General features: G+C 62.1%; 23 protein-coding genes. 10 read left to right on the forward strand and 13 right to left on the reverse strand.

Features of this window, described 5'->3' with window-relative positions; translation table 11 throughout:
* Both HAV21_RS09105 and HAV21_RS09110 read right to left on the reverse strand, forming a co-directional pair.
* Complete coding sequence (locus HAV21_RS09105; RefSeq protein WP_166841459.1) at window positions 1–1,206, reverse strand: amidohydrolase; 1,206 nt, start codon at window positions 1,204–1,206, stop codon at window positions 1–3.
* Window positions 1,207–1,316: 110 nt separating this feature from the next.
* Window positions 1,317–2,450, reverse strand: coding sequence for a mannose-1-phosphate guanylyltransferase (locus HAV21_RS09110; RefSeq protein WP_142939918.1), 1,134 nt, complete (start codon window positions 2,448–2,450; stop codon window positions 1,317–1,319).
* Between the two features lie 254 nt (window positions 2,451–2,704).
* On the opposite strand from HAV21_RS09110, the gene sdhC reads away from it, so the two are divergent.
* The 5 genes from sdhC to HAV21_RS09135 all read left to right on the forward strand — a co-directional run bounded on the left by sdhC (window position 2,705) and on the right by HAV21_RS09135 (window position 7,171).
* On the forward strand, window positions 2,705–3,085 hold the full coding sequence (gene sdhC, locus HAV21_RS09115) for a succinate dehydrogenase, cytochrome b556 subunit (RefSeq protein WP_011773978.1): 381 nt from the start codon (window positions 2,705–2,707) through the stop codon (window positions 3,083–3,085).
* 3 nt (window positions 3,086–3,088) lie between these two features.
* Window positions 3,089–3,565 carry a succinate dehydrogenase hydrophobic membrane anchor subunit gene (locus HAV21_RS09120; protein WP_142939919.1) on the forward strand — a complete coding sequence of 159 codons (477 nt, stop codon included), beginning with the start codon at window positions 3,089–3,091 and terminating at the stop codon, window positions 3,563–3,565.
* Window positions 3,566–3,665: 100 nt separating this feature from the next.
* Entirely contained in the window at window positions 3,666–5,465 is a 1,800-nt protein-coding gene (gene sdhA, locus HAV21_RS09125) for a succinate dehydrogenase flavoprotein subunit (protein ID WP_142939920.1), read from the forward strand.
* Window positions 5,465–6,247 carry a succinate dehydrogenase iron-sulfur subunit gene (locus HAV21_RS09130; RefSeq protein ID WP_142939921.1) on the forward strand — a complete coding sequence of 261 codons (783 nt, stop codon included), beginning with the start codon at window positions 5,465–5,467 and terminating at the stop codon, window positions 6,245–6,247. The genes sdhA and HAV21_RS09130 overlap by 1 nt, the downstream gene beginning before the upstream one ends.
* A 147-nt stretch (window positions 6,248–6,394) precedes the next feature.
* Entirely contained in the window at window positions 6,395–7,171 is a 777-nt protein-coding gene (locus HAV21_RS09135; protein WP_166841460.1) for an alpha/beta fold hydrolase, read from the forward strand.
* Between the two features lie 53 nt (window positions 7,172–7,224).
* Here the strand turns inward: HAV21_RS09135 and HAV21_RS09140 are convergent, their stop codons facing one another.
* From HAV21_RS09140 to HAV21_RS09165, 6 genes are read right to left on the reverse strand one after another with little or no spacing between them, the layout of a single operon-like run.
* The gene (locus HAV21_RS09140; RefSeq protein ID WP_166841461.1) at window positions 7,225–7,377 is read right to left on the reverse strand and encodes a glycine zipper domain-containing protein; all 153 of its coding nucleotides are present in this window, start codon (window positions 7,375–7,377) and stop codon (window positions 7,225–7,227) included.
* A 13-nt stretch (window positions 7,378–7,390) separates the two neighbouring features.
* Complete coding sequence (locus tag HAV21_RS09145) at window positions 7,391–8,476, reverse strand: YihY/virulence factor BrkB family protein (RefSeq protein ID WP_166841462.1); 1,086 nt, start codon at window positions 8,474–8,476, stop codon at window positions 7,391–7,393.
* Window positions 8,403–9,080: a 2'-5' RNA ligase family protein gene (locus tag HAV21_RS09150; protein ID WP_166841463.1), complete on the reverse strand. Its 678-nt coding sequence runs from the start codon at window positions 9,078–9,080 to the stop codon at window positions 8,403–8,405. Before HAV21_RS09150 ends, HAV21_RS09145 begins: the two co-directional genes overlap by 74 nt.
* 4 nt (window positions 9,081–9,084) lie before the next feature.
* Window positions 9,085–10,209, reverse strand: a complete 1,125-nt coding sequence (gene trpS / locus HAV21_RS09155) for a tryptophan--tRNA ligase (RefSeq protein ID WP_166841464.1) — start codon at window positions 10,207–10,209, stop codon at window positions 9,085–9,087.
* A gap of 20 nt (window positions 10,210–10,229) precedes the next feature.
* The gene (locus tag HAV21_RS09160; protein WP_166841465.1) at window positions 10,230–11,063 is read right to left on the reverse strand and encodes an exodeoxyribonuclease III; all 834 of its coding nucleotides are present in this window, start codon (window positions 11,061–11,063) and stop codon (window positions 10,230–10,232) included.
* A 10-nt stretch (window positions 11,064–11,073) separates the two neighbouring features.
* A complete protein-coding gene (locus HAV21_RS09165) occupies window positions 11,074–11,640 on the reverse strand; it encodes a hypothetical protein (RefSeq protein WP_142939933.1) in 567 nt (188 codons plus the stop codon).
* 130 nt (window positions 11,641–11,770) lie between these two features.
* Between HAV21_RS09165 and HAV21_RS09170 the strand changes: the two genes are divergently transcribed.
* Both HAV21_RS09170 and HAV21_RS09175 read left to right on the forward strand, forming a co-directional pair.
* Window positions 11,771–12,220 (forward strand): pyridoxamine 5'-phosphate oxidase family protein, encoded by a 450-nt coding sequence (locus tag HAV21_RS09170; RefSeq protein ID WP_142939934.1) that lies wholly within the window; start codon window positions 11,771–11,773, stop codon window positions 12,218–12,220.
* Window positions 12,221–12,272: 52 nt separating this feature from the next.
* Window positions 12,273–12,761 (forward strand): pyridoxamine 5'-phosphate oxidase family protein, encoded by a 489-nt coding sequence (locus tag HAV21_RS09175; RefSeq protein WP_142939935.1) that lies wholly within the window; start codon window positions 12,273–12,275, stop codon window positions 12,759–12,761.
* A gap of 5 nt (window positions 12,762–12,766) precedes the next feature.
* On the opposite strand, the gene HAV21_RS09180 is transcribed toward HAV21_RS09175, so the two are convergent.
* The 5 genes from HAV21_RS09180 to glyA all read right to left on the reverse strand — a co-directional run bounded on the left by HAV21_RS09180 (window position 12,767) and on the right by glyA (window position 17,879).
* Window positions 12,767–13,600 (reverse strand): ABC transporter permease, encoded by an 834-nt coding sequence (locus HAV21_RS09180; protein ID WP_142939936.1) that lies wholly within the window; start codon window positions 13,598–13,600, stop codon window positions 12,767–12,769.
* On the reverse strand, window positions 13,597–14,460 hold the full coding sequence (locus HAV21_RS09185; protein WP_223942059.1) for an ABC transporter permease: 864 nt from the start codon (window positions 14,458–14,460) through the stop codon (window positions 13,597–13,599). Before HAV21_RS09185 ends, HAV21_RS09180 begins: the two co-directional genes overlap by 4 nt.
* The gene (locus HAV21_RS09190) at window positions 14,453–15,382 is read right to left on the reverse strand and encodes an ABC transporter ATP-binding protein (RefSeq protein WP_166841466.1); all 930 of its coding nucleotides are present in this window, start codon (window positions 15,380–15,382) and stop codon (window positions 14,453–14,455) included. The genes HAV21_RS09185 and HAV21_RS09190 overlap by 8 nt, the downstream gene beginning before the upstream one ends.
* Before the next feature lie 158 nt (window positions 15,383–15,540).
* Window positions 15,541–16,434, reverse strand: a complete 894-nt coding sequence (locus HAV21_RS09195) for a bifunctional methylenetetrahydrofolate dehydrogenase/methenyltetrahydrofolate cyclohydrolase (protein ID WP_011773960.1) — start codon at window positions 16,432–16,434, stop codon at window positions 15,541–15,543.
* Window positions 16,435–16,583: 149 nt separating this feature from the next.
* Window positions 16,584–17,879, reverse strand: a complete 1,296-nt coding sequence (gene glyA / locus HAV21_RS09200) for a serine hydroxymethyltransferase (RefSeq protein ID WP_142939938.1) — start codon at window positions 17,877–17,879, stop codon at window positions 16,584–16,586.
* A 237-nt stretch (window positions 17,880–18,116) separates the two neighbouring features.
* On the opposite strand from glyA, the gene purU reads away from it, so the two are divergent.
* From purU to HAV21_RS09215, 3 genes are all read left to right on the forward strand, one after another.
* Window positions 18,117–18,968 (forward strand): formyltetrahydrofolate deformylase, encoded by an 852-nt coding sequence (purU, locus tag HAV21_RS09205; protein ID WP_166841467.1) that lies wholly within the window; start codon window positions 18,117–18,119, stop codon window positions 18,966–18,968.
* A gap of 21 nt (window positions 18,969–18,989) precedes the next feature.
* A complete protein-coding gene (locus tag HAV21_RS09210) occupies window positions 18,990–19,655 on the forward strand; it encodes a class I SAM-dependent methyltransferase (protein WP_166841468.1) in 666 nt (221 codons plus the stop codon).
* Between the two features lie 82 nt (window positions 19,656–19,737).
* Window positions 19,738–20,256 (forward strand): gamma carbonic anhydrase family protein, encoded by a 519-nt coding sequence (locus tag HAV21_RS09215; protein WP_166841469.1) that lies wholly within the window; start codon window positions 19,738–19,740, stop codon window positions 20,254–20,256.
* The last annotated feature ends 61 nt before the right edge of the window (window positions 20,257–20,317 follow it).

Genomic DNA, 20,317 nt, shown 5'->3' on the forward strand with positions numbered 1-20,317 from the left:
TTACTGCTCGAGGTCGCGGATGGTGCGGAGGGCGGCGGCGGTCAGGACGCGGATGGCGTATCCGAGGGCGCGCTCGTCAACAATGAAGTCACCGCGGTGGAGGTCGTACTCTTCGCCGCCAGGAGTGTGCGTGCCCAGGCGCATCATGGCACCCGGAATGTCGGCAAGGAACCAGGCGAAGTCCTCGCCACCCATGGACTGCGGCGTGAGGACCACTGCGTTCTCACCCAGCTCAGCGCGGGCAGAGGCTTCAATGAGGGCGGTCTCATGCTCAGAGTTCACCACGGGCGGCACACCGCGGGTGTGTTCCAGGTGCACATCAACGCCGTAGGGCGCGGCAACCTGCCGGACCACGTCGTCCAGCAACTCCCCCGCGCTATGCCAGGCATCACGGTCCAGGCAGCGCATGGTCCCGGCCATATAGCCGGAGCCCGGTATGGCATTCGGCGCGGAACCAGCGGAAATTTGGCCCCACACCACCGACACACCGCTGCGGACATCCACCCGGCGGGAAAGCACTGCCGGCACATTGACCGCAATCTGGGCCAACGCGAACACAAGGTCCTCGGTCAGATGCGGCCGTGATGTGTGGCCGCCGCGGCCGGAAAGCTCAATTTTGATGGTGTCCGAGGCCGAAGTGATGGCACCAATGCGGGTGCCGATCTGCCCCACATTAATCCTCGGATCGCAGTGCAGCGCAAGGATGCGCGGCACGCCCTCAAGCACACCCTGCTCAATGCAGGACAGGGCGCCGCCCGGCATGGTTTCCTCGGCCGGCTGGAAGATGATCCGTACCGTGCCACCCAGCGGGTTGTTCTTGTGCATCCGCTGCAGCGTCAAGGCGATGCCCAGCATGGCGGTGGTGTGGACGTCATGCCCGCACGCATGCGTAACGCCATGGTTCTTCGACGCGAAGGGCAGGCCGGTTTCCTCAATGATCGGCAATGCGTCGATGTCCCCGCGAAGGGCAGTGGCAATGGGGCCCTCACCCACGTCAACCGTCAGTCCGGTCTCATCCAGACGCCGCGGCTTCAGCCCGGCTGCTTCCAGCCGCTCCACGAGCTTGTCCGTGGTGCGGAATTCCTTAAAGGACAACTCCGGGTGCGCGTGGAGGTCCCTCCTGAACTCGATCAGTCCGGGGAGCAGTTCATCAACCCAAGGACTCACAACGGGAGCGGGCTCGGTTTCAGTCGTGTAATTGCGCACGTCACAACTCTAGCCATGCGCGGCACCTGAAGAACGAAAGCCACCTCTTGGTTACGCTGCGTTCAGACGCAGGACAACCAAAGAGGTGGCTCACGGTATAAGCAGAAGTACTACAGCACGTCCGTATCGCCGCTGGCCTTCAAGGCGTCAACAGTGCCCTTGACCAGTTGCGCGTGTTCCTTGGTGGTGACAAGGAGCGCGTCCGGCGTGTCCACAATGACCACGTCCTTGATGCCGATCAAGGCAATAACGCGCTTGGTATCGGAGACCACCACGCCGCTGGCGTTCTCGGCGAACACACGGGCCCCCTCACCCAGCACCGTCACTTCGTCGACGTCGCCTGCGTTGTTAAGGCGGCCGATCGCGGCGAAGTCGCCAACGTCGTCCCATCGGAAAGTACCAGGCACGACGGCGACATCGCCGGCTTCCGCTGCTGGCTCCGCCACAGCGTAATCAATGGCGATTTTCGGCAGTGTTGGCCACACGCGCGAGGTCACTTCGGCGCGCTGCGGCGTATCCCAGGCCTCAGCGATTTCCTGAAGGCCCTTGAACAGTTCAGGCTGATTGGCCTCAAGGTGCCGGAGCATAAGCGCCACGGGGGCAACGAACATGCCCGCGTTCCAGACGTAATCCCCTGCCTCGACGTATTTGTTGGCCACTTCCTGGCTGGGCTTTTCCACGAACTCCGCAACAGCAAGCGCGTTCGGGGCGCCTTCCACGTTCAGGGCCGCACCGGAGCGGATGTAACCGAATCCGGTAGAGGGGTGGGTGGGCTTGATGCCGATGGTGACAATCTTGCCAGTGGCCGCGGTAAAGATTGCCTCGCGCACGGTCTCCAGGAAGAGATCGTCCGGGCTGATGACCTGGTCTGCAGCGAACGAACCCATGATGGTGTCAGGATCGCGGCGGTAAAGGATGGCGGCGGCAAGGCCGATTGCAGCGCCGGAGTCCTTGGGCTCGCTCTCCAGCACCAGTTCGTCGTCACCTATTTCGGGGAGTTGGCGGCACACGGCGGCGCGGTGCGCCTCACCGGTAACAACAAGGACCCGTTCACCGGCCAGCGGTTCCAGGCGGTCATAGGTAGCCCTCAACAACGTGCTGCCGGAACCGGTCAGATCGTGGAGGAACTTGGGCGCAGCGGCACGCGAGAGTGGCCATAGCCGGGTCCCCACACCGCCCGCCGGAATAACCGCATGGAAGCGGTTCAATGGCGATTCCGGGTATTTCGCGTCTTCTGTACTCACCGCAACACTTTATCCTGTGCCGGCGGGAAGCCCTGCAGCAGGACACACGTGTGGCGTTCGTCTCAGCCAGTTCCCAAAAATCGCCTGAATATCGGCAGGAAACATGGAATTAACAAGGAGAGAAGCCCGTCCTAAATTGAATATGCTGTTAGCGAAGCCTAGATTTAGGCGTGAGCTACGAGTGCTCTCGCAGCAGGCGTTCCCCCCGCGTGGATCCCATGCCAGCGCCGCTGTGTTGCAGGAAGGTTTAATCAGTGCCGACAAAACCAGCTGGCACCTTGTACCGCGGCCGTGAAGGCATGTGGTCCTGGGTTGGACACCGCATTACAGGTGTAGTGATCTTTTTCTTCTTGTTGGTCCATGTGCTGGACACCTCATTGGTGCGCGTGTCCCCTGAGGCCTACACCGCCGTCATTGGCGCCTACAAGAACCCCCTCATGGCCCTGGGTGAAACGGGCCTGGTCGCCGCGATCATCTTCCACGCCTTCAACGGCCTGCGTGTGATTGCCATCGACTTCTGGAAGAAGGGCGCGAAGTACCAGCGCCAGCTGCTGTGGGTCGTGCTTGCACTGTGGCTTGTCACGTTCGCAGGCTTCGCTATCCGCCACCTTTCCCTCGCGCTGGGAGGCCACTAAGCCATGACAACCATCGAATCCCCACGCAGTGGAAAAATCGGGAGCGGCAAGATCGCACCGAAGTACAACCGCACCGGCACCAGCCGTGGCAACTTCGAAATGATCGCCTGGCTCTTCATGCGCCTCTCCGGCATCGTCCTGGTGGTGCTGATCTTCGGCCACCTGTTCGTGAACCTGCTGGTAGGCGAGGGCATCCATGCAATCGACTTCGGTTTCGTAGCCGGCAAGTGGGCCGATCCTTTCTGGCAGTTCTGGGACCTGGCCATGCTGTGGCTTGCCATGCTGCACGGCACCAACGGTGTCCGCACCATCATCAACGACTACGCCGAGAAGGATTCCACGCGCTTCTGGCTGAAGATGGTCCTCTACGCGGCCACCCTGGTCATCATCATCCTTGGCACGCTGGTGATCTTCACCTTCAACCCGTGCCCCGTCGTCGACGGCGTTCAGTTGCCTGGCGGTTTCTGCCCGGCCCCGTAGCGGCGCCTTCCGGGTTACTCCCCCGAGTGAACCGGTTCGCCTGACGTAGCGGAGCAGCCTCCGCCGACCATCTGAATTTTTGAAAGAGAGAGCATCTGGTATGCAGGTCCATAAGTACGACGTCGTCATTGTCGGTGCAGGTGGCGCCGGCATGCGCGCCGCGATCGAATCCGGTCAGCGAGCACGCACCGCGGTACTGACCAAGCTCTATCCCACCCGCTCGCACACAGGTGCAGCCCAGGGTGGAATGTGCGCAGCACTGGCCAACGTCGAAGAGGACAACTGGGAGTGGCACACCTTTGACACCATCAAGGGTGGCGACTACCTGGTTGACCAGGATGCCGCCGAGGTCATGGCGAAGGAAGCCATTGACGCCGTGTTGGACCTGGAAAAGATGGGCCTTCCGTTCAACCGCACGCCCGAGGGCCGGATTGACCAGCGCCGCTTCGGTGGCCACACCCGTGACCACGGCAAGGCTCCAGTCCGCCGTGCATGTTACGCAGCTGACCGTACCGGTCACATGATCCTTCAGACGCTGTACCAAAACTGCGTCAAGCACAACGTTGAGTTCTACAACGAGTACTACGTCCTTGACCTGCTGATCGTCGAAGAAGACGCAGTGCGCGAAGACGGTACCCCGTACAAGCAGAAGCGTGTTGCCGGCGTTGTCTCCTATGACCTCGCCTCCGGTGAACTGCACGTCTTCCAGGCCAAGTCCGTAGTGTTCGCCTCGGGTGGCGCCGGCAAGGTCTTCAAGACCACGTCCAACGCCCACACCCTCACGGGCGACGGCATGGGCATTGCGTTCCGCCGCGGTATCCCCCTGGAAGACATGGAGTTCTTCCAGTTCCACCCGACCGGCCTTGCCGGCCTGGGCATCCTCCTGACAGAGGGTGCACGTGGTGAAGGTGCCATCCTGCGTAACTCCGAGGGTGAGCGCTTCATGGAGCGCTACGCCCCCACCATCAAGGACCTTGCACCCCGTGACATCGTGGCCCGCGCCATGGCCAACGAAGTGCGTGAAGGCCGCGGTTGTGGTCCTAACAAGGACTACGTCCTCCTGGACCTGACGCACCTTGAGCCTGCCCACATCGAGGCCAAACTTCCGGACATTACGGAGTTCGCCCGCACCTACCTTGGTGTGGAACCGTTCACGGATCCCGTCCCCGTGTTCCCCACCGCGCACTACGCCATGGGCGGCATCCCCACCAACATCACCACTGAGGTGCTCCAGGACAACGACACCATCGTCCCGGGCCTCTACGCAGCCGGTGAAGTTGCTTGTGTCTCCGTACACGGTTCCAACCGCCTCGGCACCAACTCGCTCCTGGACATCAACGTCTTCGGTAAGCGCGCCGGTATCGCCGCTGCGGAGTACTCCAAGACAGCTGACTTTGTTGAGCTCCCCGAGGACCCCGAGGCAATGACCCGTGGCATCCTCAGCGGCTTGCTGGAAGGCAACGGCACCGAGCGTGTGGCGCAGATCCGCAAGGAACTGCAGGACACCATGGACGCCAACATGCAGGTGTTCCGCACCAAGGAATCCCTGGAGCAGGTCCTCCGCGACATCGCTTCCTTCGAAGAGCGGTACAAGCACGTCACGGTTCAGGACAAGGGCAAGCGCTTCAACCTGGATCTCCTGGAAGCAGTGGAGCTGGGCTTCCTCCTGGACATGGCCAAGGTCATGACCGTTGGTGCACTGCACCGTGAAGAGTCACGTGGTGGCCACTACCGCGAGGACTTCCCGGACCGCAATGACGAAAAGTTCATGAAGCACTCCATGGCTTACCTGGACACTTCCGTCACCGTCGACTCCTCGGCGGAATCTGTTGCGGGCATCCGTCTTGAGACGAAGCCCGTGATCTTTACCCGTTACGAGCCGATGGAGCGTAAGTACTAATGACCACCGAAATGGCAGAGCCCGCTTCCAAGATCGAGCTCCCGGCAAGCGTTGCCGGCGACGGTGAAATCCCCACATTCCACATCACGCTCCGCGTGCGTCGCTACGATCCCGAAATCTCGGAAGAGGCACGCTGGGATGATTACAAGCTGACCATGTACGGCACGGACCGCGTGTTGGATGCCCTCCACAAGGTCAAGTGGGAGATTGACGGCAGCGTTTCCTTCCGCCGTTCCTGCGCCCACGGCGTGTGTGGCTCGGATGCCATGCGCATCAATGGCCGCAACCGCCTCGCCTGCAAGACGCTGCTGAAGGACCTGGACACCTCCAAGCCCATCACCGTCGAGCCGATCAAGGGCCTCCCCGTGGAGAAGGACCTGATCGTGGACATGGAACCCTTCTTCCAGTCCTTCCGCGAAGTCATGCCGTTCCTGATCAACAAGGGCCACGAGCCCACCAAGGAACGTCTGCAGTCCGTTGAGGACCGTGAGCGCTTTGATGACACCACCAAGTGCATCCTTTGCGCTGCCTGCACCTCGTCCTGCCCGGTCTTCTGGACCGACGGCCAGTACTTTGGTCCGGCCGCGATCGTCAACGCCCACCGCTTCATCTTTGATTCGCGCGATGACGCTGGCGACATGCGCCTTGAGATCCTGAACGACAAAGAAGGCGTGTGGCGTTGCCGCACCACCTTCAACTGCTCCGAAGCATGCCCCCGCGGCATCCAGGTAACCCAGGCAATCGCCGAGGTCAAGCAGGCCATCCTGGCCCGCAAGATCTAGTTCAGCAGTTTCTTTCAAGAACAGCACGACGACGGCGCCGCTCACCACTGATGGTGAGTGGCGCCGTCGTCGTTAATCCAGTGCCGTACCAGTCCACAGACGCCCATCCACCACCGCAACCGGTGCTGGCAAGACAAGGAGACCAGCGTGTCACGCTCTGAGAAGATCAGCTTCACGGGAAGCACCGGCGACACCCTGGCCGGCATCATCGACGTCCCGGAAGGTCCTGTCCGCGGCTGGGGCTTGTACTCGCATGGCCTGACCCTTGGCAAGGACAGCCCTGCAGCATCGCGCATCTGCAAGGGCCTGGCGGACCAGGGAATCGGCATGCTTCGCTTTGACAACCTGGGGCTGGGTGGCTCTGCCGGTGAGTGGTCGGCTGGATCCTTCAGCGTCAAGGTGGCCGACACCATCCTCGCTGCCGGGTTCATGCAGGAGCAGGGCCGGGGCATTTCTTTGCTGGTGGGCCACTCGTTCGGGGGTGCCGCTGTATTGGCCGCAGCGCGCGACATTCCCGGACTCAATGCCGTGGTGACGGTTGCCGCGCCCTACGAACCCAAGCATGTGGAGCACATGTTCGACACCGAGATCGAGGACATCCTCCGGGATGGCAGCGCCGTGGTGGACCTTGGTGGACGCCCCATGGAGGTTCGGCGCCACTTTGTGGAGGACGTGGAACGCGCTGACCTGCGTGACTGCATCCGCACCCTGCACAAGCCCTTGATGGTGATGCACTCCCCCACTGACAACACCGTGGGGATCGATAACGCCAGCGAAATTTTCCAGACTGCCCGCCATCCCCGGAGTTTCATCTCCCTCGAGGGAAGCGAGCACCTCCTGACCGGTAAGGGCCAGGCAGCACGGGTAGCGCGCATCATCGGTGCGTGGGCAGACCCCTACATGGAAGTCCGCGACTCCAACTAAAGGCCCGCACCCGTCCAAGTAGGTAGCAGCAGAGCGGGGGCCAAGCACCTCCGCTATCCTCGTCGGGGGCCCATAGCTGCGCCTACCAAGGCACCCAGGCCAACCCCAATGAGGATGCCCAAAAAGGGTGACTTGAACACCAACTGGCCTACGATGAGTCCGGCCGCAGCTCCGAGGAGGCAAGCGATCCACAGTGGGTTGTTCATGGCGGCCTCCAGATCAGGTGCGGGGCGCTACTCGACGCGAGCCGAGGACTTTCTTCCGCGGGGAATCCCCCGACTCCGTGTCAGCCTCGCGGATTGCTGACCATGACGCCGAGACGAGATACACCTGGCTCACAAGGTTGAACCAGATCAACAATCCGATGATGATGGCAAACGACGCCAGCACCGGATTGTTTCCGGAACGTGCCAGAAGTTCGGTGCTGAAGAACTGCAGGACCGTGGTGCCGACACCCGCCAGCACCACTCCCTCCAGGAACGCGCGGCGCCCCAGCTTCAGGCCACCGGCAATCCTGAACAGCACGGCCGCCGTCGCGCAGTTCAGCAGGAGCGGAACCACAATCTTCACGGTGGCCGCTATGGGCTCGGTGATGCCCTCGTCCAGGTTGAGCAAAGCGATGAACCAGTCGGCCGCCGTACCAAAGACGAGCGAGACGCCTGCGCTGATGACAAGGATGACGCCGAGGAGCAGCAAGGTGCTGGCATCAATGAGTTTTTGAAGGATGGGGTTGCGCACCAAAGGGTCAGCTTCCATGACCCCCCGGAGCCCTTCCCTGATGCTGGCGATCCAGCCAAGGGACACGAAGATCGTCACAACCGCTGCGATGAGGGCTGTCCATCCAAGTCCGGACGGGTTGAGCAAGGATTGTGGATCCACCAGTCCTTCGCCGCCGTCCACCTGCAGGAGTCCGGGGGCAGCCGCTGCAACACTGTCGATGACGGCGTCCTGCAGGGCAGGGTTGCCACCCAACACGATCCCTGCGATGGCGAAGCCGGTGGTGAGCAAACCAGTCACGGAGAAGAACATGTTGAAGCCGATACCGGCCGCCAGGAGTGGCCCGTGCTGGCGCGTGTAGTGCTGAAAGGAGCGCAGGGCACGGATCGTGTTAAGCCTGGCGAGGACGAGCGCAAAGAATGCGCCGGCTTTCTTTGGCAGTCCCCCGCCCGTGCGCTTCGCAGAGCCCCATTCCTGCCTCTTGCGGAGAAGCTGGAGTTTGAGTTTTGCCAGCTCAGTGGGCAGCGGAGGAACGTCCGCCTCTGTGGCTTGGATCCGTTTGTTGTTCCTCGTCAGTATCGCCGCCAAAATCGAGCTCTTCCCGTAGCTGCCAAATTCCATTGGTGTCGTGCTCGTAAAGTCCCATGCTAACCACAGGGAAGGTCGCGCGGTAATCTCTGAGAACCGTTTCGGCCTCGTCAAGGTTTTCCTGGGCAACATCGTGAGCCACAGTGACGTGCGGGTGGTACGGGAAAGGGAGCATCCGTTCAAGCGGACCGCTTTGAAGTTTCTCGTGCAATTGCACGCACTCTTCAAAGCCTTCTTCCACGTTAACGAACACCACCGGCGAGATGGGACGGAAAGAACCCGTGCCGGAAATGGTGATGTTGAACGGCTCCTGAGTCCGCGCAACTTCCCTGACGTGTTCGCGGGTAGCGGCCCAGTCCTGGGTGGGTGTGGTAGTGATCAGGGTGATGTGCGCAGGAATGACCTCTGCCATCGGATCGCCGAAAGAGGCCCTCCATTCCTGGAGTTCACGGGCGATCTCGGGCGGGAACCCCAGGATGACACCGACGCACATGGTGTCACCGGTGCCGCAATCGGTCCCGGTAGCAGCGGGCTGGCGGGAGTCGTCCGGACCGGCACCCTGACGGGTGCCGGTGGTGACATTGAGCTGGCCAGCGGAGCACATGGGCTTAGCGGACTCCCTGGATTCCGTGGGAGGCCTGGCCGCGGTACGGCAGGAATCCGACCTTGGAGTAGACGTCCGCGAGGGTTGCGGCAGCGATTTCACGGGCCTTGTCCGCGCCGAGGGCCAGGAGCCGATCCAGTTCCGCAGGATCAGCCAGGAGTTCGTTGGCACGCTCCCGGATGGGCGCCAGGTGACCGGAGACGAGTTCAGCCAGGTCGACCTTCAGGTGTCCGTACATCTTGCCCTGGTAGTCCGCCACGATCTTTTCCACCTGTGTGCCGCTGATGGCTGAGTAGATGGTCAGCAGATTGGAAACGCCCGGCTTGTTCTCGCGGTCGTACCGGATCTCCGTCTCGGTGTCCGTGACGGCTGACTTGATGCGCTTGGCGACGGTCTTGGGATCGTCCAGGAGGTTGATCAGACCGGCCGGCGACTCCGCAGACTTGGACATCTTGGCGTTGGGATTCTGGAGATCGTAGATCTTGGCCGATTCCTTCTGGATGAAGGCCTCGGGCACTTGGAATGTCTCGCCGAAGCGGCTGTTGAAGCGGTTGGCAAGGTCCCGGCTGAGCTCAACGTGCTGACGCTGGTCCTCGCCCACCGGAACACCGTGCGGCTGGTAGAGGAGGATGTCTGCAGCCTGCAGGATGGGGTAGGTAAACAGGCCAACACTGGCGTGGTCCGAACCCTGCTTCTGGGCCTTGTCCTTGAACTGGGTCATGCGGGCGGCTTCACCCATGCCCGTGATGCAGTTCAGGACCCACGCCAGCTGGGCGTGCTCGGGAACCTGGGACTGGACGAAGAGGGTGCACTTATCCACGTCCACGCCACCGGCGATGTACTGGGCTGCGGTGACCCGGGTGCGCCGGGCGAGTTCTGCAGGGTCCTGCGGCACTGTGATGGCGTGCAGGTCAGGAATGAAGTAGACGGCGTCGTACTCTTCCTGCATCCGGACCCAATTGACCAGGGCGCCGAGGTAGTTGCCAAGGTGCAGGGAGTCGGCGGAAGGCTGCATACCGGACAGGACCCGGTGCTTGGCGCCCACGGGGCGCTTGGTGGACGTTACGGGCTGCGGTTGGGCCGCAGCATCAGCCGATGCGCCGGTTTCAGTCGTGGTGGAACTAGTCATGGAGCAATACCTTAGGAAGCTTAGAGCCGGTAGTCGACTACCAGCGGTGCGTGGTCAGAGAAGCGGGTGTCCCACGAAGGCGCCCGGTCAACCACAGCCGAGAAGGCGGCTGCCGCGAGGTCCGGTGTGGCCAAGTGGTAGTCGATGCGCCAGCCCGTGTCAGTGTCAAAGGCCTTACCGCGCTGGGACCACCAGGTGTAGGGGCCGGCGACATTTCCTGCCAGGCCCCTGTGGACATCCCTCCATCCGATTTCTTCGCCGAGGAAGCGGTCGAAGTAGGCACGCTCCTCCGGGAGGAAGCCGGCACGTTTGACGTTGCCCTTCCAGTTCTTGATATCGAGTTCAGTGTGCCCGACGTTGAGGTCGCCAACAACCAAAGCATGGTCACTGTGTTTGGCGAGCTCAGGCAGTCGAACGGTCATGGCATCCAGGAAACGGAATTTGTCGTCCTGTTTGGGGGTTCCCACTTCACCGGAGTGCACATAGGCGCTGACAACGGAGAGAGTGGTGAACTCACCGGCAGCATTTTGCACGGTGTAGTCGGCTTCAACCCAGCGCCCGGACGTATTGAAGTAGTCGTCGCCAACGCCAATGCGGGTAGCGGTTGGCTCCTCACGGGATGCGATGGCCACGCCGGCACGGCCCTTGGCTTCGGCTTCGGTGTGGAGGATGTGCCACCCTTCACCGATGAGTTTCCTGACGATGTCATCAGGCGCCCGGACTTCCTGCAGGCAGAGAATGTCTACCTCGCGCGGCTCCAGCCATTCCGCCATGCCATTCTTGTAGGCAGCCCGGAGGCCATTGACGTTTACTGATGCGATGCGAAGGAAGTCCTTCTTCAATGCCGTACTCACCCGGTCCACTCTAGTCGATGATGGTGCCGGCCACGGGCTCGTCCGAGCCGCCGGAAGACTTGATCATGTCCCGCGCATTCGTCGCCGTAATGGCAATGGTTTCCAGCGCACGGTTGATGGTGTCCTGGTCCGCCGTTGCGCCTTTGGCCCGTTCCTCATCCACCACGCGGACCTGCACCTGGACAATCTTGAATGAATGGTCCAGTTTGAGGTCCCGCACCTCATCAGCTTTGCTGCGTTCGGCAACAACGCGCGTGCCTCCACTGTCAGCAGCGGACGACGACGGCGCGCGGCCGGCTGCGGCATTGAACGCATTTTGCGCTTCGGTCAACTTGGCACCGGCCCGCTGCGCGGCCTTGCGAATACTCACCACCACAAACGTTGCCAAAGCCAGCCAGCCGAAAGCGATGACAGCAACAACCCAGCCCACCACGTCATTCTGGTTGGCCGCGAAGATGACGGCCACCAGGAAGGCAATGATGACAACTGTCATCCCCAGGCCACCGATGCGGAAGCCCTTGAAGATGCCTTTGCCGGCGGGAGACGTGGACGGGTGCGGGTCACCGAGAGATTGCATGTACCCATTCTCTCAAATGAGCAACGGTGCCCTGTCCGCTTCCACGGACGGCGAACAAGGGCTCCAAGGGCCACCAAACGCTGCGGGCGCCCCTCTATGGCTATGCCCTTCCTCTGGGTATGCTCGCCTCATGAGCACCGTTGAAGATCGCCCAGATGTACAAATCCTCAAGGTTCACGAGTGCTGGAGGCTGCTGCGTTCCTCGTCGTTGGGGCGCTTGGCTTTGACCACCGGGGACGGCCCCGAGATCTTTCCGGTCAACTATTTTCCGGAGGACGGCACTCTCATCCTCCGTACCGCTCCTGGGACAAAGATGGATGCATTGTTGGGCAATGAGCCTGTGGCTTTGGAAGCGGACGGCTTCAACGCCTATGGAACCATCGCGTGGAGCGTGATAGCCAAGGGGCTTGCGGAAGCGATTCCCGCGGATGACCCCAGCCAGCAAAGTGCGGCCCACGAGCTCACGCCCTGGGAACCCGGGACCAAGGATCACCTTTTCCGCATCACACCAACAGTGTTGTCAGGGCGGCGTTTTGTCATCAACGATTCACAACGATGGTGGCCTGCCCGGGAACCGTAAGAATGTGCCTCGTGCCAGTCCATACTTCAGCGACCGTACATGAGAGGAAACCATGACAGATTCCACGGAAACCACCGGTTCTCCCCAGCACCAAAGCGACCCGACCTTGGCATTCGATGACTGCTGGGACCTGCTGGCGGCTGCAACCATCGGCCGCATTGGTTTGGTGGTGGATGACCACCCGGAGATCTTCCCTGTAAATTACGTGCTGTTTCAAAGGCATCTCGTATTCCGCAGCAGCCCTGGCAGGAAGCTGTGGGGAGCATTGGCTTCCCGGCCGGGGGTTCTGGAAATCGATGGGTACGATGCCCCCAGCGGGGAAGCATGGAGCGTGGTTGCCCGGGGCGAAACGGAGCTCATGACAGACCCCGACGAGATCGCACAGGTGAACGCATTGGGTCTTGAACCCTGGCAACCCGGAGCCAAGGACAACTACATCCGGCTGGTGCCCCGGGCTTTGACGGGACGAAGGTTCAAAGTCAACGCACCGGATGTGTGGAAGACCAGGACCAACGACCCCCGGCGGGCCTCGTTCGAATAAGGTCCTCACTTGAGGAACAGCTGGCGCAGCCTTCCCGTGGTCAGCATGATGCCGAGGGCGATCATCACCACGTAATACCCCACATGAATGGCCGTGGCCGGGCTGAACGAGCCCACGCTGATCTGCCGCAGCAGCTCCACTCCGTGCCACAGGGGCATGGCCTGAATGAACCACTGGATGACCTGCGGGTACACGCTGAGCGGGTAAAAGGTGGCACTGAAAAGGAACATGGGCAGCAGGAAGAAGTTGATCCAGTCCATCTGCTGGAAGGTCTTCATGAAGCTGGTGATACCCATCCCGAAGCTCGCGAAGCCGAAGGCGATCAACACCGAGGCTGGAATGACCAGGATGGCCCACCAGGTGGTAATCAGTCCCATCACTCCCATGACAGCGGTGAATCCCGTGGCGTACAACAGCCCCCGAAGGAGGGCCAGGAAAATCTCGCCGATCGCCACGTCAAGTGGCCCCAAGGAGGTGTAGAGCATCCCTTGGTACAGCTTGGCGAAGTTCATCTTGAAGAAGACATTCCACGTCGAGTCGTAAATGGCCCCATTCATGGCGGAGACGGCCAACAGTGCCGGGGCAATGTAGGCGGCGTAGCTGATTTCCTCACCACCCGGGCCCTGAACCGTTCCCACAATCGAGCCCATGCCCACACCCATGGCAAGCAGGAACAGCACAGGTTCGAAGAATCCGGAGACCATCACCAGCCACGTACTGCTCTTGGCCGCCATGAGCCCACGACCCACAACAGCCTTCGCATTGCGCGAGTACAGCGAACCGAACTTACGTTCGCGGGCAAGGTCGGTGGCGCTGTGGCCACCTGTCAGGACACTCATGAACCCATCCTTTTCACAAACTGGCGGCGCACCAGAACCCAGCCCACCGTTGCCGTCGCCACCAGGTACACCACGTGGGTGATGGTCAACAGCGGGTTCTGGTCCATCCCGTAGGTGAATACCCTGCCCAGCTCAGTTCCATGCCATACCGGTGAAATCCAGCCGATCCAGCGGACCGCTACCGGCAGGGAATCCAGCGGAAAGAATGTCCCCGAGAACAGGAACAGCGGCATCACGATGAAGCGCTGCACCAAGGCGAACTGCCCTTTGTCCTGTTTGATGCTGGCCGCATAAGCCATGAGCGGGAGCCCGAAGGACAACGCCGCCACCGTGGCCACGATGGCTGCCACCCAACCCCATGGGCTGGGTGAAGCCCCAAACAGTGCCACCACCACGAAGTAGACCACCGACTGCAGCAGGAACCTCACCGTGCTGGCCATGATGTGGCCGCTGGCAATCTGCTGCGGAATCAGTGGCGAGGCATGTGGACCGTAGAACACGCGGCGCCATTTAAAGCCATCCATGATGGGGTAGGAAAATTCTCCGGACGCGGTCATCACTGCCGCTGAGACCAATAGGGCCGGAGCCACGAACTCCAGGTAGCTGACGCCACCGAACGCGGCCTCGCTGTTGGCATCCACCAAGCTGGCGAGACCGACTCCCATGGCGAAGAGGTACGCCACCGGCTGGCCCACGCTATACAGGACTACGGACCAGCCGTAGTTCCGCATGACACGGAGGACCTGCTCCGCGTAGAAGAACGAACCCCAGCGTCGCGCCCTGGCAGCCGAAACCTCAGGTGAGTGGGCTCGCAAGGGACGCTCCGCCGTCGTGATCGGTTTGTCGGTGCCGCTAGTCAACAAGGCTCCTCCCCGTCAGCCGCAGGAACACGTCCTCCAGCGACGAGCGGCGCACCAACGATGTCATTGGCCGCAGCCCACGCGCAGTGACCTGCTCCAGGGCGGCCTCGCCGTCATGCGCGTAAATCAGCACCCGGTCAGGCAGCGTCTCCAGCCGCTCACCGATGCCGTGAAGTTCGACGCCGATTGTCGCGTTCCGCTCGGACCCGAACCTAAGCTCCAGTACTTCGCGCGACGAGTGTGCACGGATGAGGTTGGCCGGGGAGCCTTCGGCCATGATGCGGCCTTTGTCCACCACGATCAGGCGGTCGCACAGTTGCTCGGCCTCATCCATGTAATGCGTAGTGAGGATGAGCGTCACACCACTTTCCTTGAGCCGGAACAGCCGGTCCCAGAGAATGTGGCGGGCTTGGGGATCCAGGCCTGTGGTGGGCTCATCCAGCAGGAGGATCCGTGGCTCGTTGATGAGGGAACGGGCGATGGTGAGGCGGCGCTTCATGCCACCGGAGAGGGCGTCCACCTTGGAATTGGCTTTGTCCGTCAGCTGCGCGAATTCCAGGAGCTCGTCCGCTTTGGGCCGCAGGTAGCTCAGGGGCAGGCCGAAGTATCGCCCGTAGACGATCAGGTTTTCGCGGACTTTGAGTTCTTCATCCAGATTGTCCTGCTGCGGGACGACGCCCAAGTGCGCCCTCACCTCAGGGCCGTGGGATTCGGGGTCCAGGCCCATGATGGTGAGCGATCCTGAGGTGCGCTGGGAGACGCCGCCGATCATTTTCATGGTGGTGGACTTGCCCGCGCCGTTGGGGCCCAGCAGCCCGAAGGACTCCCCCGCCGGTACGTCGAAGGAGATGTTGTCCACGGCGGTGAGGTCACCGTAAGCCTTGGTGAGATTCCGCGCGCTGATGACGGTGGGTCGGTTCATGTCGAAGCTGACTTGCGACGATTCTGACGGTGTTGGCGACGGTGTAGGAGAGCGGGTTGCTTCATTGTGCACCCTCAGCAGACTAGTAGCACCCACTGACATGTGAAAGGGCTCTTGCAGATATTTGGCAAGAGCCCTCTCATTTAGAACGAATGAATTTAGGCGATGCCAGCCTGACGCTCAGCGCTCTCCACAACATTCGCAAGCAGCATGGCGCGGGTCATCGGACCCACACCACCCGGGTTCGGGGACAGCCAGGCGGCGACGTCGGCAGCTGCCGGGTCCACATCTCCGGTGACAACAGCCTTACCGTTGCCGTCGTCCACACGGCTGACGCCGACGTCGAGCACTACTGCGCCCGGCTTGAGGTCTTCAGCCTTGATCATGTGCGGCACTCCGGCGGCGGCAATCACGACGTCGGCCTGCTTGAGTTCCGCGGGCAGGTCCACCGTGCCGGTGTGGGCCAGGATCACCGTGGCGTTGACTTCCTTGCGTGTCAGCAGCAGACCGATGGGGCGGCCGATGGTGACGCCGCGGCCAACCACCAGGACACGCTTGCCCTTGAGTTCGATGTTGTGGCGCCGCAGCAACTCCACACAGCCCTTGGGCGTGCAGGGCAGCGGGGACTTCATCTCGCCGTTCACATTGGCCACCAGGCGGCCAAGGTTCATGGGGTGCAGTCCGTCGGCGTCCTTATCCGGGTCCATGGCTTCCAGGATGACGTCCTGGTCAATGTGCTTGGGAAGGGGCAACTGGACGATGTAGCCGGTGCATTCCGGGTTGTCGTTGAGCTCACGGACAACCTCCAGGAGGTCCTCCTGGGAGATGTCTTCGGGGAGGTCTCGGCGGATGGACTGGATGCCAACCTCGGCGCAGTCCTTGTGCTTGCCGCCGACGTACCAGGTGCTGCCGGGGTCCGAGCCCACCAGGATGGTGCCCAGGCCGGGCACGATTCCCTTGGCGGCCAGGACGGAAACGCGAGTGGTCAGTTCTGCCTTGATGGCTGCGGCGGTGGCCTTGCCATCGAGGATCTGTGCGGTGGACTGTGTCATTCCATCTGCTCTTTCTGGTGGGTGACCTGTGTGGGGAAGCCTCATAGGTGGCTCATGCCAACGGGACCCGCCGCCGTAGGTGTGGCGGCGGATCCCGTCGGCTCCGGTTCAATGACCGGGTATTGCTTGTTGATCCGCGGGAGCGCGGGTTACCACTGCTCGTGCTGCGGGTACAGCGGGAAGTCAGCGGCTAGTTTGTCGACGCGGGCCTGGAGGCTTTCGACGTCGGCTGAGGAACCTGCCTTGAGCGCCGTAGCGATGATCTCGGCAACCTCGGTGAACTCGGTTGCACCGAATCCGCGGGTAGCCAGGGCGGGGGTGCCGATGCGGAGGCCGGAGGTGACCATCGGCGGGCGGGGGTCGAACGGAACAGCGTTGCGGTTCACGGTGATGCCCACCGAGTGCAGGAGGTCTTCTGCCTGCTGACCGTCCAGCTGCGAGTTGCGCAGGTCCACCAGGACCAGGTGAACGTCGGTACCGCCGGTGAGGACAGAGACGCCGGCCTCGGCAACATCGGACTGGTTCAGGCGATCAGCGATGATCCTGGCACCTTCGAGGACACGCTCCTGGCGCTCCTTGAACTCTTCGCCGCCGGCGATCTTGAAAGCAACAGCCTTGGCGGCGATCACGTGCATGAGCGGCCCGCCCTGCTGGCCGGGGAAGACGCTGGAGTTGAGCTTCTTGGCCCACTCCTGCTTGCCAAGGATCACACCGGAACGGGGGCCGGCCAGGGTCTTGTGGACCGTGGAGGTGACGACGTCGGAGTACGGCACCGGGTTGGGGTGCAGTCCTGCTGCAACCAGGCCGGCAAAGTGCGCCATGTCCGTCCAGAGGAGCGCGCCGACTTCGTCAGCGATGGAGCGGAAGGCAGCGAAGTCCAGCTGGCGGGGGTATGCGGACCAACCGGCAATGATGACCTGCGGCTTCTCGGCAATGGCCTGCTCGCGCAGCTTGTCCATGTCGATCCGGAAGTTGTCCTCCTCAACCTGGTAGGCAGCTACGTTGTAGAGCTTGCCGGAGAAGTTGAGCTTCATGCCGTGGGTCAGGTGTCCACCGTGTGCAAGGGACAGGCCCAGGATCTTGTCGCCCGGGGTGATCATCGCGGACAGCGCAGCAGCGTTTGCCTGCGCACCGGAGTGCGGCTGGACGTTCGCGTACTCAGCGCCGAAGAGTTCCTTGACGCGGTCGATCGCAAGCTGCTCGGCGACGTCGACGTACTCACAACCGCCGTAGTAGCGGCGGCCCGGGTAGCCCTCGGCGTACTTGTTGGTCAGGACGGAGCCCTGGGCTTCCATGACGGCGCGGGGAGCGAAGTTCTCCGATGCGATCATTTCCAGGGTGCCGCGCTGGCGGCCAAGTTCCTGGTTGAGGACTGCTGCAATCTCGGGATCGAGATCGGCGAGCGACTGGTTGCTGACAGACGCGGAAGTGGTTGTGGTAGTCACGGAATTCTCCTGGCTAGGCAACGGGTGGTGCTACAGGTCAGGCTACCGGCAGCAGCATTCCCGCGTCCCCTTTTTTGACGGAGGGATCGGTCACGTGCGTGCAGCGGTAAGACATGACCCTCGGCCCAGGCGTACGATCCGTGGTCTTCATGATTGCCGCTCCCTGGTGGTAGTCCACCCAACGCCAGTTGCGACCCGTTAACAGTACAACAACGCGGCACAGGTAGGCTTGATCGTGTGACTGACTCCACCGCTTTCGTTGTAACACTCTCCTGCCCCGACCGCCCCGGCATCGTCCATGCCGTCGCGGGAGCATTGCTTGAGGCCGGCTGCAATATTGCCGACTCCCAGCAGTACGGAAGCCCCAGCACCGGCAACTTTTTCATGCGCGTGGAGGCAACGACGTCGAACTCCCAGGCGGAACTGACGGCCGCACTGAAGCCGGTGGCCGAATCCTTCGGAATGACCTGGCAGATCAACCCTGTTGGCGAAAAGGTCCGCACCATCATCCTGTGCTCCAAAGACGCACACTGCCTCAACGATCTGTTGTTCCAGCAGCGCACCGGCACCTTGCCTATTGACGTTCCGGCCATCGTGTCCAATCACCGTGACCTTGAGCCGTTGGCAGAGTTCTACGGCATCCCGTTCCACCACATTCCGGTGACCCCCGAAACCAAGCCGCAGGCCGAGGCTCAGCTGCTGAAACTGATCGCCGGACACGATGCTGAACTCACCGTCCTGGCACGCTACATGCAGGTGCTCTCCAACGATCTGTGCACGGAACTGAACGGTAAGGCCATCAATATCCACCACTCGTTCCTCCCCTCATTCAAGGGCGCCAAGCCGTACCACCAAGCCCATGCGCGCGGCGTGAAGATCATCGGTGCGACGGCCCACTATGTGACCGCAGACCTCGACGAGGGTCCGATCATCGAGCAGGAAGTCATCCGCGTTGACCACGCCCGCACGGCCGCCCAGTTCGTCCAGATGGGCCGCGATGTGGAGGGCCGCACGCTGGCTCAGGCGGTCCAGTGGCACGCCGAACACCGGGTTCTCCTGGACGGCACCCGCACCGTGGTGTTCAACTAGCACCGCTCCTATGCTGGGTGTATGCGGGGCATCCATGACGCCGACCACGAGGCTGACCTGGCTGTCTTCTACGACCGGCAGGCGCCCGTCCGGAATACCCGCGCGCTGACCCCTCACAGGGTTGACTCCCGGGAGTGGTTCATTCGTCTCTTGAAGGCCGAGCACCGGCACTCGGTGTTCGAGTTGGGCTGCGGAACCGGTGTAGAGGGTGTGGAGTTTGTCCGCGCCGGGCTGCATTACACCGGAGTTGACCTGTCCCCGGAGAGTATTCGTCTTGCCCGCTCCCACGGTCTTGACGTGTCGGTTGCCAGTGGGCGGGACCTGCCCTTTGCCTCTTCCGTTTTCCCGGCGGCATGGTCCATGAGCACCCTGCTTCATGTGCCCAACACCCGGATACACGACGTCGTCCGTGAACTTGTGCGGGTCACCGCACCTGGTGCGCCGATCGCCGTCGGACTCTGGTCAGGGGAGGATTGCGAGGTCCTGAACCCCGAGGACTTGGAGGAACCGCGGCGTTTCTTCAGCCGCCGTAGCGACGAAACCGTGCAGCGGATTTTTGGCGAACACGGCGCGGTGGAGCACTTCCGGACCTGGCCCGAGGGTGTGGGCGTGGAGTCCGGTCCCGGCGCGGGTCAGTGGAATCAGCACTACCAGTTCCTGGTCCTCCGCACCCCCTCACCCAACTAGCTCGCAGCTGAGCGCGTTTTGAGCCCTCATAACGCGCTCTGCTGCGACTCAGTTGGGTGCGGGGGTGACTTAGGCTGGCTTTATGGCTCCCTCATACACTTTCGCCGGGGACACTCCGGCCATCCATGAATCCGCCTTCGTGGCGCCCACCGCATCCATCATCGGCAAGGCCACGTTGGCCCAGGACTCCAGCGCCTTCTATGGCGTCTCCGTCCGCGCAGATACAGCTGCGATCAGTGTGGGCGCGGGGTCCAACCTGCAGGACAACGTAGTCCTGCATGCCGACCCCGGTTTTCCCTGCACAGTCGGCGAGCGCGTTTCTGTAGGGCACAGCGCGGTGGTCCATGGGTGCACTGTGGAGGACGACTGCCTGATCGGCATGAGTGCAACCATCCTCAACGGCGCGGTGATCGGATCAGGCTCGCTCATTGCTGCCGGGGCGGTGGTTCTGGAAGGCACAGTCATTCCCCCGCGATCCCTAGTGGCAGGCGTGCCCGCGAAGGTCCGCCGGGAGCTGACTGATGAAGAGTTCGAGGGCGTGAAGCACAACGCCGCGCACTACAAGGAGCTCGCTGCTGCGCACCGGGACATGCACGCCTAAAGTCGAAATGCGGGGCCCGCTCTGCGCACTAACCCGGGGGTTTAGTGTGCAGAGCGGGCCC

Origin of the sequence: Paenarthrobacter sp. MSM-2-10-13 (genome assembly GCF_011605365.1) — a bacterium.
Lineage (GTDB): Bacteria > Actinomycetota > Actinomycetes > Actinomycetales > Micrococcaceae > Arthrobacter.